The organism is Amycolatopsis sp. La24 (genome assembly GCF_029087445.1).
In the GTDB taxonomy this organism is placed as follows: domain Bacteria; phylum Actinomycetota; class Actinomycetes; order Mycobacteriales; family Pseudonocardiaceae; genus Amycolatopsis; species Amycolatopsis nivea.
Window position 1 is genome coordinate 1 of the sequence record NZ_JARACH010000056.1, and the last position, 14,723, is coordinate 14,723.

14 protein-coding genes and 1 pseudogene are annotated in these 14,723 nt (G+C 68.9%); 8 read left to right on the forward strand and 7 right to left on the reverse strand.

All coding sequences use genetic code 11. From position 1 onward, the window contains the following. Positions 1 to 327 precede the first annotated feature (327 nt). Entirely contained in the window at positions 328 to 1,617 is a 1,290-nt protein-coding gene (locus PUT80_RS35650) for an MFS transporter (protein ID WP_275294776.1), read from the forward strand. A 58-nt stretch (positions 1,618 to 1,675) separates the two neighbouring features. Continuing rightward, on the forward strand, positions 1,676 to 3,394 hold the full coding sequence (gene argS, locus PUT80_RS35655) for an arginine--tRNA ligase (protein ID WP_037813727.1): 1,719 nt from the start codon (positions 1,676 to 1,678) through the stop codon (positions 3,392 to 3,394). Between the two features lie 13 nt (positions 3,395 to 3,407). On the opposite strand, the gene PUT80_RS35660 is transcribed toward argS, so the two are convergent. Further along, positions 3,408 to 4,031, reverse strand: coding sequence for a TetR/AcrR family transcriptional regulator (locus PUT80_RS35660; RefSeq protein ID WP_037813729.1), 624 nt, complete (start codon positions 4,029 to 4,031; stop codon positions 3,408 to 3,410). 115 nt (positions 4,032 to 4,146) lie between these two features. Here PUT80_RS35660 and PUT80_RS35665 point away from each other — a divergent pair, with 115 nt between their 5' ends. Genes PUT80_RS35665 through PUT80_RS35685 form a run of 5 tightly spaced genes read left to right on the forward strand, consistent with a single transcriptional unit; the run spans position 4,147 to position 8,975 of the window. Next, complete coding sequence (locus PUT80_RS35665; protein WP_037813731.1) at positions 4,147 to 4,941, forward strand: enoyl-CoA hydratase-related protein; 795 nt, start codon at positions 4,147 to 4,149, stop codon at positions 4,939 to 4,941. 2 nt (positions 4,942 to 4,943) lie between these two features. Continuing rightward, the gene (locus PUT80_RS35670; RefSeq protein ID WP_037813733.1) at positions 4,944 to 6,089 is read left to right on the forward strand and encodes an acyl-CoA dehydrogenase family protein; all 1,146 of its coding nucleotides are present in this window, start codon (positions 4,944 to 4,946) and stop codon (positions 6,087 to 6,089) included. Positions 6,090 to 6,099: 10 nt separating this feature from the next. After that, entirely contained in the window at positions 6,100 to 6,834 is a 735-nt protein-coding gene (locus tag PUT80_RS35675) for a 3-oxoacyl-ACP reductase family protein (RefSeq protein WP_134732980.1), read from the forward strand. A gap of 13 nt (positions 6,835 to 6,847) precedes the next feature. Beyond that, a complete protein-coding gene (locus PUT80_RS35680) occupies positions 6,848 to 8,470 on the forward strand; it encodes an AMP-binding protein (protein WP_275294777.1) in 1,623 nt (540 codons plus the stop codon). A gap of 28 nt (positions 8,471 to 8,498) precedes the next feature. Beyond that, positions 8,499 to 8,975, forward strand: coding sequence for a hypothetical protein (locus PUT80_RS35685; RefSeq protein ID WP_037813741.1), 477 nt, complete (start codon positions 8,499 to 8,501; stop codon positions 8,973 to 8,975). 2 nt (positions 8,976 to 8,977) lie between these two features. Here PUT80_RS35685 and PUT80_RS35690 read toward each other — a convergent pair whose 3' ends face one another. Next, positions 8,978 to 10,249 carry an FAD-dependent monooxygenase gene (locus tag PUT80_RS35690; protein ID WP_275294778.1) on the reverse strand — a complete coding sequence of 424 codons (1,272 nt, stop codon included), beginning with the start codon at positions 10,247 to 10,249 and terminating at the stop codon, positions 8,978 to 8,980. Positions 10,250 to 10,313: 64 nt separating this feature from the next. Between PUT80_RS35690 and PUT80_RS35695 the strand changes: the two genes are divergently transcribed. Continuing rightward, complete coding sequence (locus tag PUT80_RS35695; RefSeq protein ID WP_275294779.1) at positions 10,314 to 10,937, forward strand: TetR/AcrR family transcriptional regulator; 624 nt, start codon at positions 10,314 to 10,316, stop codon at positions 10,935 to 10,937. On the opposite strand, the pseudogene PUT80_RS35700 reads toward PUT80_RS35695, so the two are convergent. The 5 genes and pseudogenes from PUT80_RS35700 to rplU form a co-directional block, all read right to left on the reverse strand. Continuing rightward, positions 10,934 to 11,113, reverse strand: a pseudogene (locus tag PUT80_RS35700) (PUA domain-containing protein); the annotation flags it as partial. The gene PUT80_RS35695 and the pseudogene PUT80_RS35700 overlap by 4 nt on opposite strands. A 47-nt stretch (positions 11,114 to 11,160) precedes the next feature. Continuing rightward, positions 11,161 to 12,267 carry a glutamate 5-kinase gene (gene proB, locus PUT80_RS35705; protein ID WP_134732974.1) on the reverse strand — a complete coding sequence of 369 codons (1,107 nt, stop codon included), beginning with the start codon at positions 12,265 to 12,267 and terminating at the stop codon, positions 11,161 to 11,163. Further along, positions 12,264 to 13,787: a GTPase ObgE gene (gene obgE, locus PUT80_RS35710; protein WP_275294780.1), complete on the reverse strand. Its 1,524-nt coding sequence runs from the start codon at positions 13,785 to 13,787 to the stop codon at positions 12,264 to 12,266. The genes proB and obgE overlap by 4 nt, the downstream gene beginning before the upstream one ends. A 175-nt stretch (positions 13,788 to 13,962) precedes the next feature. Then, positions 13,963 to 14,220 carry a 50S ribosomal protein L27 gene (gene rpmA, locus PUT80_RS35715; RefSeq protein ID WP_009081082.1) on the reverse strand — a complete coding sequence of 86 codons (258 nt, stop codon included), beginning with the start codon at positions 14,218 to 14,220 and terminating at the stop codon, positions 13,963 to 13,965. A gap of 46 nt (positions 14,221 to 14,266) precedes the next feature. Then, positions 14,267 to 14,581 (reverse strand): 50S ribosomal protein L21, encoded by a 315-nt coding sequence (gene rplU / locus PUT80_RS35720; RefSeq protein ID WP_037813760.1) that lies wholly within the window; start codon positions 14,579 to 14,581, stop codon positions 14,267 to 14,269. Between the last annotated feature and the right edge of the window lie 142 nt (positions 14,582 to 14,723).

Genomic DNA, 14,723 nt, shown 5'->3' on the forward strand with positions numbered 1-14,723 from the left:
CGGGGCGGGGCGGGGCGGGGCGGGGCGGGGACGAGCATCTGCCAACCAGCCCGGCTGCCAGCCTCGCGCGAAGCGGCATGCGCGCCTGGGCCACCGCGCACTCGCCGCGCGGCAATGCCTGCACTACCCCACGAGCCCGTGCAGCTTCCGCCATCGCACGACCCTCTGCGCCCTCACCATCGCATGATCTCGTGCAGCAAAGGCACTCCCGCGTCACACACCGCAGTGGGACAAGCACCAACTGCCATCCTTCCCCGAGATCTACCGATCTCCGGGCATTTCTGGCAAAGTCCCGTTCCGCCCGTGCGGACGTGTGGAGGTTGCCCGATGGCCGGTTCGACGACCGAAGGCATTGCCCGGCATCGGTTGCCGGTGCGGAAGTTGTTCGCTGCCAGTGCGGGCAATGCGCTCGAGTGGTTCGACTGGACGATCTACGCGACCTTCAGCATCTACTTCGCCGGCGCGTTCTTCCCTCCTGGCAACGAAACGCTCGCGCTGATCAACACGTTCGCCACTTACGCGCTCGCGTTCTTCTTCCGGCCGCTCGGCGGTGTGCTGCTCGGGCGGTTCGCCGACGTGCACGGGCGCAAGCCCGCCATGATTCTCACTATTTCGCTGATGGCGGGCGGGTCGGTCGCGATCGGGCTGCTGCCCACGTTCGCGCAGGTCGGGTGGCTGGCTCCGATTCTCCTCCTGCTCGCGCGGATCGCTCAGGGGCTTTCGCTCGGCGGCGAGGTTTCCAACGCTTCCGCGTACCTCGGCGAGGTCGCGCCCAAGGAACGCCGGGGGCGCTACTCCTCGTTCTTTTACATCTCCACCGGGTCCGCGGTCCTCATCGCCACCGTGCTCGGGTTCGTGCTCGCCCGCACGATGGACAAGGCGCACCTCAGCTCGTTCGGCTGGCGGATTCCGTTCCTGCTCGGCGGGGTGCTCGGGCTGGTCGGGCTGTGGTTGCGCCGCAGTCTCGCGGAAACCGAGCTGTACCACGAGAAAAAGGAGACCGCGCGACGCGTTGAGCGGCCGTTGCTCACCACGATCACTCAGCATCCGAAGGCGGTCGGGCAGCTCATCGGGTTCTCGATGCTCTCGACGCTGTGCTACTACACCTTCTTCAGCGCCCTCACGTCCTTCGCCGTCAAGGGGCGCGGCGCGAACGCCGTCGACACCTTCCTCGCGCTTTCCATCGCGACCGCGCTCTTCGTCGTCCTCCAGTATCCGATGGGAGCCCTCGCGGACCGGTACGGGCGGCGGCCTCAGCTGCTGGTCTGGTCCGGCGCGACGGCGCTCGTGATCGTCCCGCTCTCCTACCTCGTGCGGCCCGGGTTCGGGAATCTGCTCATCGTGTTCTGCGTCGGCCTCGGGCTCTACACCGCGATGACCTCGCTCGCCCCGGCGATCATGAGCGAGCTCTTCCCCACCGAACTCCGCGGGCTCGGCATCGGCGCCTGGTACAACCTGACCGTCGCCGTGTTCGGCGGGACCGCGCCGCTCGTGCTCAGCGCGCTGTCCGCGGCTGGTGCTGCCACTGCCTTCTTCTGGTACGTCGCTGTCGGGGCGGCGATCGCGTTCTTCGTGATCCTCCGGATGCCGGAAACGAAGGGCAGTGAACTGCGGTAAAACCCGCTCGCGCGCGGTCGGTAGGCTTCAACGATCGACTACGCGAAGGAGGGACACCGTGCGCAAGCCCGAGGTTAGTGAGGAACTGGCCCGACGCGTGGTGGCAGCGCTCCGCCGCGCGTTCGACGTCGACCTCGACCCGTCCGCGGCGCTCATCGCGGTGTCCACTCGCGACGGTGTCGACTACCAGTGCAACCTGGCGATGAGCCTCGGCAAACGGCTCGGCAAACCCCCGCGCGAGGTCGCGGCCGGGATCGTCGAGAACCTGGAGCTGGACGGGGTCGCCGACCGGCCGGAGATCGCCGGGCCGGGATTCCTGAACTTCGTGCTGCGCCGGGAATGGCTTGAGCAGCGCGTCGCCGAGCAGGCTCGCGACGACCGGCTCGGGGTGGCCGAAGCCGAGCAGCCGCGCCGGGTCGCGCTCGACTACAGCAGTCCCAACGTCGCCAAGGAAATGCACGTCGGGCATCTGCGTTCCACGGTGCTCGGCGACGCGATCAGCAGGCTGCTGCGCTTCGTCGGGCACGAGGTGCTGCCGCACAACCATCTCGGCGACTGGGGCACGCCGTTCGGCATGCTCATCGAGCATCATCTGGACGAACCGTCCGGCGACCGCAGCGACCTCAACGCGTTCTACCAGGCCGCGCGCCGGAAGTTCGACGCCGACGAGGCGTTCGCGACCCGCTCCCGCGAGCGGGTGGTGAAACTCCAGGGCGGCGACCCGGACACGCTCGCTTTCTGGCAGGAACTCGTCGACGAATCGACACGGCACTTCAACGCGGCCTACCGCAAGCTCGGCATCACGCTCACCGACGACGACATCTACGGCGAGAGCTTCTACAACCCGTACCTGGGCGAAGTCGTCGACGAACTCGAGGCCGACGGCCTCACCGAGATCAGCGACGGCGCGGTCTGCGTGTTCCCGGAAGGCTTCACCAACCGCGAGGGCGACCGTCTCCCGCTAATCGTCCGCAAGCGCGACGGCGGCTACGGCTACGCGGCCACCGACCTCGCCACCATCCGGTATTGGACCGCCGAACGCGGCGCGACCGACCTGCTGTACGTCGTCGGCACCCCGCAGGCGCAGCACTTCGCGATGATCTTCGCGGTGGCCCGTGCGGCCGGCTGGCTCGACGGCGTGCACGCCGAGCACATCGGGTTCGGCTCGATCCTCGGCGCGGACGGCAAGGTGATGCGCACCCGCGCCGGCGAGACGATCAAGCTCTCCAGCCTGCTCGACGAAGCGGTGGCGCAGGCCGCGGAAGTCGTTGCCGAGCGCAGTGAGCTCAGCAAGGAAGAGCAGCAGGAAGTCGCGCGCGCAGTCGGGATCGGCGCGGTGAAGTACGCCGACCTTTCCAGCGACCGCGAACGCGACTACGTGTTCGACTGGGACCGCATGCTCGCCAAGGACGGCAACACGTCCGTCTACCTGCAGTACGCGCACGCGCGGATCGAGTCGATCCTCGCGAAAGCCGGAGAGCCTGCCGAGGACGCGCCGATCCTGCTTCAGGAGCCTGCGGAACGCGCGCTCGCGCTGACGCTGCTGCGGTTCAGCGAAGCGATCAGCGCGGCGACGTCCGCGTACGCGCCGCACAAGCTGTGTACGTACCTGTACGACACGGCGGTCACCTTCTCGCGCTTCTACGAACAGTGCCCGGTGCTGATCGCGGAAACGCCAGAGCTGCGCGCTTCGCGGGTACAGCTGGCCACGCTCACGTCGCGCACACTCGTGCAGGGCTTGGCGTTGCTCGGCATCGAGGCCCCGCGCCGCCTCTAGCACACCGTCCGAGCTAGCCGGACTGTCCGATGTGGACGAGCGCCAGCAACGTATCGGCGACCTCGTCCACGGCTTTCCCCCGCGCGGCGGACGGCAGTTCACCGCACCACGTCGGCGCCTGGCTCATCGCGGCGTGCATGCACTGCAGCACGGTGTCGACGCTGGTGACGGTGAACTCGCCGCTCGCCACGCCCTCCTCGATCAGCGCGCGGAAAAGCGCGTCGTGGCGGAGGCGGAGTTCCTTGATGCGCTCGCGTTGCGCGCTCGGCCACTCGCGCGGCATCAAGAACAGCCGCAGCGCCGCCGGATAGTCGTTGACCGCGATCGTGACGTGTTCGTGGATCAGCGCGCGCAGCCGGGCTTCCGGCGTGCCCTCGGTGCGGTCGAGCAACTGCTCCAGCCGGGCCGTCCACTCGTCGCCGAGCGTCTCGATCGCCGCTGTGCCCAGCTCGTCCTTGCTGGAGAAGTAGTAGTACAGCGAGCCCTTCGTGACGTCCAGGCGCTCGGCGACGTGCTCCAGGCTCACCGCGTCGTAGCCGCGTTCGCCGAACAGTTCGGCCGCCGCCGTCAGGATCTCCTGGATCCGCTTGCCCCGCTTGCGCCGCACGCGCTCGGACGGCGGTTTCACCGCGCCCATCCTGCTCCTCCCGGTTTTCCGCTGTCCCGGAAGCCTACCGGTTGACTGTAAGTTCAACTCTTGACTCGACAGTCAAATTTTGTCACCGTGGTCAGACGACAGACGGGAGCGAACGATGGAGTTCGAGGACATCCGGTACGAGATCGACGGTCCGGCCGCGGTCGTCACGATCGACCGGCCGGAGCGCTACAACGCCTTCCGCGGGCGGACGGTCGACGAGCTGATCAAGGCGTTCCGCTTGGCGTGGGCGGACAAGCACGTGCAGGCGGTGATCCTCACCGGCGCCGGCGAGAAAGCGTTCTGCACCGGCGGCGACGTCAAACAGCGCGCGGAGACCGGCGACTACGGCCCGACCGAGAGCGGCATGTTCGAGATCGGCAACCTGCACAAGCTCATCCGCGACATCCCGAAGCCGGTGATCGCCGCGGTCAACGGCGTCGCGGTCGGCGGCGGGCACGTGCTGCACGTCCTGTGCGACGTCACGATCGCCAGCGAGACCGCGCGGTTCGGCCAGGCCGGTCCGCGGGTCGGGTCGTTCGACGCCGGGTTCGGCTCGGCTTATCTCGCTCGGGTCGTCGGCGAGAAGAAGGCGCGCGAGATCTGGTTCTTCTGCCGCCAGTACGACGCGGCCGAGGCGGAGCGGATGGGTCTGGTCAACGCCGTCGTCCCGCCGGGCGAACTGCTCAAGACCGCCAAGGCGTGGGCCGGCGAAGCCGCCGAGAAAAGCCCGACCGCACTGCGCTTTCTCAAGCAGTCCTTCAACGCGGACACCGACCACCAGGCCGGACTGTCCAATTTGGCCATGTCCGCGCTCGACCTGTTCACTGCCTCGCCGGAAGGCTTGGAGGGTGCGCAAGCGTTTGCGGAGAAGCGCAAGCCGGACTTCGTCTCGCACGTGAACTGGCACTGACCATGGACTTCACCTTCACCGGCGACGAGGACGCTTACCGGCACGAGCTGCGCCGGTTCGCAACGAAAGTCCTTGCACCGCATTACCAATCCGACGACAAGGCGGCGAAGCTGCGACCCCAGCTCGTCGCGGACCTGGCCTCGATGGGCCTGACTGGCTTGCGCATCCCGGAACGGCACGGCGGCCAGGAGGCCAGCGCGATTGTCGCCGGGATGGCGGCCGAAGAGGTCGCGCGCGGCGACTTCAACGCGGCTTACCTGATCATCGTCAGCGCGCTGGTCAGCGACATCCTCACCCGCAACGCGACCGAGGAGCAGCAGGCCGCGTGGCTGCCGCCGATCGCGTCCGGCGAGGTCGTGCCTGCGTTCTGCATCACCGAACCCGGACACGGCACCGACGCCGCGAAGCTGGAGATGAAGGCCGAACCGGACGGCGACGGCTGGCGGCTCACCGGCGAGAAAACGTCGATCACCTTGGGCATGTCCGCCGACGTCGCGCTCGTGCTCGCCCGCACCGGCGGCCCGGGCGCTCGCGGCGTCAGTGCGTTCTGGGTCGAACTGGACGACGCGTACGTCTCGCGGGCAGCGTTCGACGACCTCGGCAGCCGGGCGATCGGCCGCGCTTCCCTGCACTTCGACGGGCTGCCCGTCCCGAAGGAAGCGTTGGTCGGCGGAGAAGGCCAGGGGTTCGTCTCCGTGATGCAAGGTTTCGACTACTCGCGCGCGATCATCGGGCTCGCCTGCCTTGGCGCAGCGCAGGTTTCGCTCGACGAGGCGTTGCAGTGGTCTCGCGACCGCGAAGCGTTCGGCAGTCCGATCGGCACCTTTCAGGGCGTCGCGTTCCCGCTCGCTGAGCAGGCGACGTACCTGCGCGGCGCCCGGCACGTCTGTTACGAGGCGTTGTGGCGCAAGGACAACGACGCCGAGCACAGCACCGAGGCCGCGATGGCGAAGTTCTGGGCGCCGAAGCTCGCCGCCGAGACCATCCACCAGTGCCTGCTGACGTTCGGGCACCTCGGGTACTCCAGCGAAAGCCCGGTCGGTCAACGGCTTCGCGACGTGATCGGCCTCGAAATCGGCGACGGCACCGCGCAGGTGTCGAAGCTCGTCATCGCGCGCAACCTGCTCGGCCGCGCCTACGCACCCTAAGGAGAGCACCATGCTCAAGGACAAAGTCGTCATCGTGACCGGCGCGGGCCAGGGCATCGGCCGAGGTATCGCCGAGAAGCTGGCCGCCGAGGGCGCGACCGTCGTGGTCAGCGACATCAACGAGACCACCGCGAAGGAAACCGCGGCCGCGATCGGCGGGATCGGCGTGAAGACCGACGTCACCTCCCCCGAATCCGTCGCCGGCGCGGTCGAGCAGGTTCGCGCGCAGTTCGGCCGGATCGACGTGCTGGTCAACAACGCCGGCTGGGACAAGGCGGGTCCGTTCGTCGAGTCCGACCGCGCCGATTGGGACCGCGTCGTGCAGATCAATCTCTACGGCGTGCTCAACACCTGCCGGGAAGTGCTGCCGGTGATGGTCGAGCAGGGTTTCGGGTCCGTGGTCAACATCGCCTCGGACGCCGGTCGCGTCGGCTCGTCGGGCGAGGCGGTGTACTCGGCGGCGAAGGGCGGCATCATCGCGTTCACGAAGTCGATCGCCCGGGAACTGGCGCGCAGCACGGTCAACGCCAACGTCGTCTGCCCTGGTCCCGCGGACACCGAACTGTTCGCCTCGCTCGGCGGCGACAACCCGAAGCTGCGCGAAGCACTGACGAAAGCCATCCCGTTCCGGCGGCTCGCGCAGCCGTCCGACATCGCGAACGTGGTCGCCTTCCTGGCCTCCGACGAGGCCGCCTACGTCACCGGCCAGACCGTCAGCGTCAGCGGCGGCCTCACCATGAGCTGACCCGGAGCCCGCCATGTTCGCGACGATCCTCGACGACGAGACGATCGAAGCCCACACCCGCGCCGGGTACTGGGCGAACCGCACCATCACCGACTATCTCGACGACGCCGCGGCGGCCGCGCCGGACAAGACCGCGTTCGTCGATTCGCAGCGCAGCGTCACGTTCGGCCAGCTCAAACAGGAGGTCGACCGGTGCGCGCTCGGGCTGCTGGAACTGGGCGTCCGGCCTGGCGACGTCGTGTCCTTCCAGCTGCCGAACCGGATCGAGTGGATCGTCGTGCACTACGCGGCGAGCCGGATCGGCGCGGTCAGCAATCCGCTCATCCCGATCTACCGGGACCGCGAGGTCGGCTTCATGGTGGCGCTCGCGAAGTCGAAAATCCTGGTGGTGCCGCGGGAATTCCGCGGTTTCGACTATCCGGCGATGGCGGAGCGGCTCCGTCCGCGGTGGCCGGACCTGGAGCACGTGCTGGTGGTCGGGTCGTCCTGGGACGAGTTCGCCGCGACCCCTTGGGAAGAGCGGCACGAGCTGCCGTCGTGGCGGCCTGATCCCAACGACGTCACCCTGCTGATCTTCACCTCCGGCACCACCGGCGAGCCCAAGGGCGTGATGCACACGCACAACACGGCCGTCGCCGCGAACAACCCGCTCCCCGACCGGCTCGGCATCACCTCCGACAGCGTCCTGCACATGGCGTCGACGCTCGCGCATCTCACCGGTTTCCTTTACGGCGCGAGGCTCGGCGTGCAGAACGGCGCGACCTGCGTGCTGCAAGACGTGTGGGATGCCGCGCGGTTCGTGGAACTGGTCGCCGAGCACGGCATCACCTACACCTCGGCCGCCACGCCGTTCCTGCACGACCTGCTGTCCGCGCCGAATCTCGCCGACCACGATCTCAGTTCCCTGCAACGGTTCTGCTGCATGGGCGCACCGATCCCCCGCGCGCTCGTACGGCAGGCGCGGCAGAAACTGCCCGGTCTCGTCGTGCTCGGCGGCTGGGGGCAGAGCGAAGACGCGCTGGTCACGCTCGGCATCCCGGGCGATCCGGACGACAAGCTGATCGACACCGACGGTTATCCGTGGCCCGGAATGCGGATCCGGACCGTCGACGCGGACGGGGCCGAACTGCCGCCGGGCGCGGAGGGCCGCCTGCAGGTCGCCGGGCCGTTCCTGTTCGTCGGCTACGCCGAACGGCTCGAACTGGCCCGCGAGAGTTTCACCGGCGAGTGGTTCGACACCGGCGACCTCGCGACCATCGACGCCGACGGCTACCTCCGCATCGCCGGCCGCACCAAGGACGTGATCATCCGCGGCGGCGAGAACATCCCGGTCGCGTATGTGGAGAACGTCCTTTACGAACATCCGGACGTCGAAGCGGTCGCGGTGGTCGCGGTCCCCGATCCGCGGCTTCAGGAACGCGCGTGCGCCTGTCTCGTGCTGAAACCCGGCGCGCACCTGGATCTGGAGAAGCTGCGCGGTTTTCTCGCCGAAAAGGGCGTCGCCAAGCAGTACTGGCCGGAGCGCGTGGAACTGTTTCCGGAACTCCCGCGGACTGCCAGCGGCAAGATCCAGAAGTTCCAGCTCCGGTCGCTGGTGGACAAGCAGAGCGGGACCGGTCCCCGGCCGGGTCAGTAGCTTCGGGCGCGAGAGAGGGGAGGATCTCGTGTCCCGCAACGATCCCGACTACGCCCGTGCCCTCGCGTTGCTGGAGGAAGCACGGTCCCGGCTGCACGGCCCGATCCGCCGCGAACGACGGCGGCTGCGGTGGGAGCGCTGGTGCAGGCGGCCGTACTACCGCTTCGAACCGGACGGCAAGAAGCCGCAGCTCGTGCATCTCGCCGGACTTCGGGTCACTCCGCTGTGGACGATCGCGGGCACCGGGGTTTCCGACGTCGACGTGCGGTATCCGGTGTCCGCCCGCCGCCGGTTCACGATCGGGTGGCGCTGGCTCGTGCGACACGACTACGACGAGTACCGGATACCGATCTCGCTGGTCGCCGACGCGAACGGCCGGGCTGTGCTGATCGCGCCGGGCGGCCGGACGTTCACCGCCGACAAAGCCGGCTGGCAAACCCTGGCTGCCCTTCTGTACACGGAGTACGCCATGCCACCGGGCGGACGCTGGTACGGCGCGGGCTGACGTCAGCCGCGCAGTTTCCGTCGCAGCGAGAGGGCCGCTCCCAGCGCGGTCATCGACGCGCGTGTCATCCCGCGGCTGAACCGGCTTTCCGTCACGAACTGCTTAGCGCTGCGGAGCGAACCACGCACTTGCGGGTACGCGCACTTCCGCATCTGCCGCTCGTAATCGGCGACCGCAGCGGTCACGTCGCCGCCATGGGAAAGGTTGCGGCACAACACTTGTGCATCGCGCAGAGCGATGTTCGCGCCGATGCCGCGGAACGGCGTCATGCTGTGCACGGCGTCACCGAGCAGGGTGACCGGGCCGGTCTCCCAGTCGCGAACCGGCACCGACGTGCGGATCAGCAGCATGCTCACCGTGCCGTCCGGCGAATCCCGCACCAGCCGGCTGAACGCCGGATGCCAGTCGCGGATCCGGTCCAGGATCAGCGAACGGAGGACGGGACCGTCCAGTTCGGCGAGATCGGCCGGGAAGCGATCGGCTTTCGCGCCGTAGGACCACATCACGTAGCTGCTGGTGTTGTCGAACAGCACCGGGTCGACGACCGCGGTCTCGTCGTTGACCGAAGCCGCTGGAAACTCGTGCGGCGCGGTGAACATCCCGCAGCCGGGCGGGGGCAACACGAGCGTCGGGGCCGTCGCGAGTTGCCGCGGAAGCTGCGTGCGAGCCGCTTCGGTCAGCGGGAATTTGCCGATGACAGTCCGGATTCCGGTATCCACGCGCTTCGCGTGCGGCAACAGCTGCGCACGGACCCGGGAGCTCGCACCGTCCGCACCGACGACCAGGTCCGCCTCGGCGGTCGTGCCATCCGCGAAGTGCAGGCCGACGCCCTTCGAATCGGTCTCGTAGCGCACGAATTCCTTGTCGTACCAGAGGATTCCGTCCAATCCGGACGACAGGACCTGGTGCATCGAAATCCGGCTGACCGAATGGTGCGCGGCGGTCGGGTCAGCGCTGGGCGGAGCGTCGAAGGCCGCCAACTCGCGCATCTTCTCGGTGACGAAGCCGAATGTGCCCTCGCTGACCCCCGTCGTGGCCAGGAACTGTTCCCACGCCGCAGGCGGGAGGCAATCATGCAGCGCGGCCGAGCCCATCGGCGCGATGTGCACGCGGTAACCCTGCAAGCGCTCGGTCCGGGTGCGGCTGCGCTCGTACACCGCCACCTCGACTCCGGCCCGCGACAGGCCGTGCGCGAGGCACAACCCGCCGGTGCCGCCGCCTACCACTGCGACCTTGATCTTTTTCACGGTCATCCCCTCTCGGTCGGTCTCCATAATCATCCTCGCGGATGATTGTGTCAACCTTCAGGATGATTAATGCGTCGGTTAGGCTGCCCAGGTGTCCGAGACCACCCCGCGCCGCGCGCCGCGCCCCGGCGAGCGCCAGCGCGATCCCGAGCGCACGAAGGCCCGCATTTTCGAGGCGGCCAAGGCCGAGTTCGGCAGCAAGGGGTACGCGGCCGCGCGGGTGAGCGACATCGCGCAGCGCGCGGGGGTGAACAAGCAGCTGATCTCGTACTACTTCGGCGGCAAGGAAGGCCTGTACGCGGAGGTGGCGAGCGAACCGTTCACCGGGTTCTCCGCGATGACGACGCCGGACCGCCCGCTCGCGGACGTGGTCGCGGATTTCGCCAGGAGCGGGCTCTCCGACCAGGACCAGGCGCGGTTGTTCCTGCGGGAGAACATGGCTGAGGGCGCCCCGAGCGAGGCGGGGGCGGAGTCGCAACGCGAGTTCCTGCAGGGGCAGCTCAAGTACATGCGGGCGCGGCAGGAGGCGGGCGACTTCCCGTCCGATGTGGACCCTCGGACGCTGCTGCTGATGCTGATGGCGGCAGCGAGCGCGCCGACGTCGCTCCCCCGGATCGCCGAGGCGCTCACCGGGGAGGATCCGTCGTCAGAGTCCTTTGTGGAGCATTACGCGGAGCAGCTCGCTCGCGTGGCTCGGCATCTCTCGGGGTCTTAGCGGCGCAACGGCACGAGGTCGTCCGCGTGCACAACCTCCCGGCGATGCTCCACCGGGACGTCCGCCGAATCCACCAGATCGACCACGTCACCGGCCTCAAAATCGCCGTCCAAACCAATGATTCCCGCCGCCAGCAGTGACCGGCGGCGCAGGATCGCTCGCACGGCGCCGCGGTCGTCCTTCGTACAGAACCAGCCCGCGCAGCTCAGTGCCTCTCGGGGTCTTAGCGGCGCAACGGCACGAGGTCGTCCGCGTGCACGACCTCCCGGCGATGCTCCACCGGAACCTCATGACTCGACCGGCCGATCAACGCAGGCAACTCCCCCGCGTCGAACCCGACCACGCCACGCGCCACCGGGACGTCCGCCGAATCCACCAGATCGACCACGTCACCGGCCTCGAAATCGCCGTCCAAACCGGTGATTCCCGCGGCCAGCAGCGACCGGCGGCGCAAGATCGCGCGCACGGCGCCGTCGTCCAGGCGGAGGCGGCCGGAGGTGTCTGCGGCGTACCCGAGCCAGAAGCGGCGGGCCGACAGGCGGGTGTCGGCGGGCGCGAACGCGGTGCCCACGTTCGCCTCGCGCAGGGCGTCTCCGGCGTCGGCGGCGGCGGCCAGCAGGACTGGGATTCCGGCGCCGGCCGCGGTGCGTGCGGCGGAAAGTTTCGAGACCATGCCGCCGGTGCCGAGGCCCGAGGATGACATGCCGACCGCGATGCCCTCCACATCGGACTCGCCGCGCACCTCGGTGATCTTGCGGGTCGCGCCGTCGCGCGGGTCGCCGTCGTACAGACCGTCCACATCGGACAGCAGGACCAGCGCGTCGGCGCCGACTAGGTGCGCCACGAGGGCAGCGAGCCGGTCGTTGTCGCCGAAGCGGATCTCTTGCGTGGCAACGGTGTCGTTCTCGTTCACGACCGGCACCGCGCCGAGCGCGAGCAGCCGGGAGAATGTGCGCTGTGCGTTGCGGTAGTGCGAGCGGCGGACGACATCGTCGGAAGTGAGCAGCACCTGGCCGACGGTCAGGGAGTAGCGGCCGAACGACTCCGCGTACGCGTGCGCCAGCGCGAGCTGTCCGACACTCGCCGCGGCCTGCTGGGTGGCCAGGTCGCGCGGGCGCTTGCCCAGCTTCAACGGCGCGAGCCCGGCGCCGATCGCGCCCGAGGACACGAGCACGATCTGCGCGTCGCGGGCCACGCGGTCCGCGATGGCGTCCACCAGGGCGTCGAGCCGGGCAACGTCAAGTCCGCTGCCCGCGGTCGTCAGTGCCGAAGAACCGACCTTGACGACCAGCCGGCGGGCTTCCGCGATCTCCTGGCGCGTGCCGCTCACCGGTCGCGCTCCGCCTGCTCCTCGTCGTCCCACACGTCGTCCAGTTCGGCATCGATGGACGGGGTGGTCTCCTCTTCGACCAGGTCCTCGCCCTCGCCGGTGCCGTCACGGCGGATCCGGCGGGCTTCCTTGCGGTCGGACGCGCTGACGCGGTCGGTGCGCTCCAGCCGGACGTCCGTGCCGCGGCCGGACAGATGCACCGCGACGCCCGGGGTGGAGGGCTGCCATTCGAACTGGATGTCGCCGATGGTGACCGGGCTGCCCGGGCGGGCGCCGTTCTTCGCCAGCGCTTCCTCGACGCCGAGCCGGTTGAGCCGGTCCGCCAGGTAGCCGACGGCCTCGTCGTTGGCGAAGTTCGTCTGCCGGATCCACCGCTCCGGGCGCGCACCGCGGACGATGAACCCGCCCTCTTCCTCCGGGTCGCGTTCGACGGTGAACCCGCTGTCGTCGATCGCGAGCGGGTGCAGCACGATCTTCTCCGGCTCCAGCACCGGCTGCGCTTCGCGATAGGTCTCGACGACCTCCGCCAGCGCGAAGGTCAGCTCCTTCAGGCCCTTGCGCGACGCGGTCGAGACCTCGAACACGCGCAGCCCGCGCGCCTCCAGGTCGGGACGCACGAACTCGGCCAGCTCGGCCGCTTCCGGGATGTCGATCTTGTTCAGCACCACCACGCGCGGGCGTTCCTCGAGCTTGCCGCCCAGCCCCGGCGTGTAGCGGGCCAGCTCCTCCTCGAGAGCGTCCACATCGGACAGCGGATCGCGGCCCGGCTCCAGCGTCGCGCAGTCGACCACGTGCACCAGCACGGCGCAGCGTTCGATGTGGCGCAGGAAGTCCAGGCCGAGCCCGCGGCCCTCGGACGCGCCCGGGATCAGGCCCGGCACGTCGGCCATCGTGAAGACCGACGACCCGGCGGTGATGACGCCGAGGTTCGGCACGAGCGTGGTGAACGGGTAGTCGGCGATCTTCGGCTTCGCCGCGGACAGCACGGAAATCAGCGACGACTTGCCCGCGGACGGGAACCCGAGCAGGCCGACGTCAGCGACCGACCGCAGCTCCAGCACGAGGTTCCGGCTCTCGCCGGGCTCGCCGAGCAGCGCGAACCCCGGCGCCTTGCGGGCCTTCGACGCGAGCGCGGCGTTGCCGAGCCCGCCGCGGCCGCCCTGCGCGGCGATGAACCGGGTGCCGGGGCTGGTGAGGTCCGCGACGAGTTCGCCGTCCTCGGTGAACACGACGGTGCCCGGCGGGACCTTCATCTCCAGGCCCTCGCCGGCGGCGCCGTTGCGGTTGCTGCCCATGCCCATTTTGCCGTTGCCGGCGCGGGCGTGCGGGCGGAAATGGAAGTCGAGGAGGGTGTGCACGTTGGCGTCGACGACGAGGGTGACGTCACCGCCGTTGCCGCCGTTGCCTCCGTCCGGGCCGCCGAGCGGCTTGAACTTTTCGCGGTGCACCGAGGCACAGCCGTTTCCCCCGTCCCCGGCGGTCAGATGGATGACCGCGCGGTCCACGAACCGGGACGCCATGGTTCTGCCTCACTTCACTCGCAAAACGACAAAAACGGTGCGGACCACGCTGGGTCTGCCAGCGGCCGCACCGTGGGGGTCCGGGGGGCTCGGCCCCCGGGTAACACAAGCGAGCGACGTGGTCCGCGTATTCCGCGGACACACGTCGCCCAAAAGCTCGCGCCGAGACCGAGAATCAGGCCTCGACTGGCACGATGTTGACCGTCTTGCGGCCGCGCTTCGAGCCGAACTCGACCGCACCGGCGGCGAGCGCGAACAGCGTGTCGTCGCCGCCACGGCCGACGTTCACGCCCGGGTGGAACTTGGTGCCCCGCTGGCGGATCAGGATCTCGCCCGCGTTCACCTCCTGGCCGCCGAAGCGCTTCACGCCCAGTCGCTGGGCGTTCGAATCACGACCGTTGCGGGAGCTGGACGCACCCTTCTTGTGAGCCATCGCTCATGCCCCTTCTTGAAAGCTTCAGTCCCGAAGATCCGAAGAACTACTTGGAGATGCCGGTGACCTCGACGCGGGTCAGCTTCTGCCGGTGACCCTGGCGCTTGTGGTAGCCGGTCTTGTTCTTGAACTTGTGGATCCGGATCTTCGGACCCTTGGTCTGCTCGACGACCTTGCCGATGACCGAGACCTTCGCCAACGCGTCGGCGTCCGTGGTGACCTCGCCACCGTCCACGAACAGCACGGCGGGGAAGGTGTGCTCGGTGCCCGGCTCGCCCTCGAGCTTCTCGACCTCGACGACGTCGCCGACGGCCACCTTGTACTGCTTGCCGCCGGTCTTGACGATCGCGTACGCCGACACGGATGTCTCCTGCATTACTCGACAATGGGTTAGGGGGCTGGCGCGGCCGGCCCGCCCGAAGACGGTCCAGGTGCTCGCGCAGCAACTCATGCTTGCGATGAGCCGTACTACAGGTTACGGGAGGCCCCGGGCACTGCTGCAC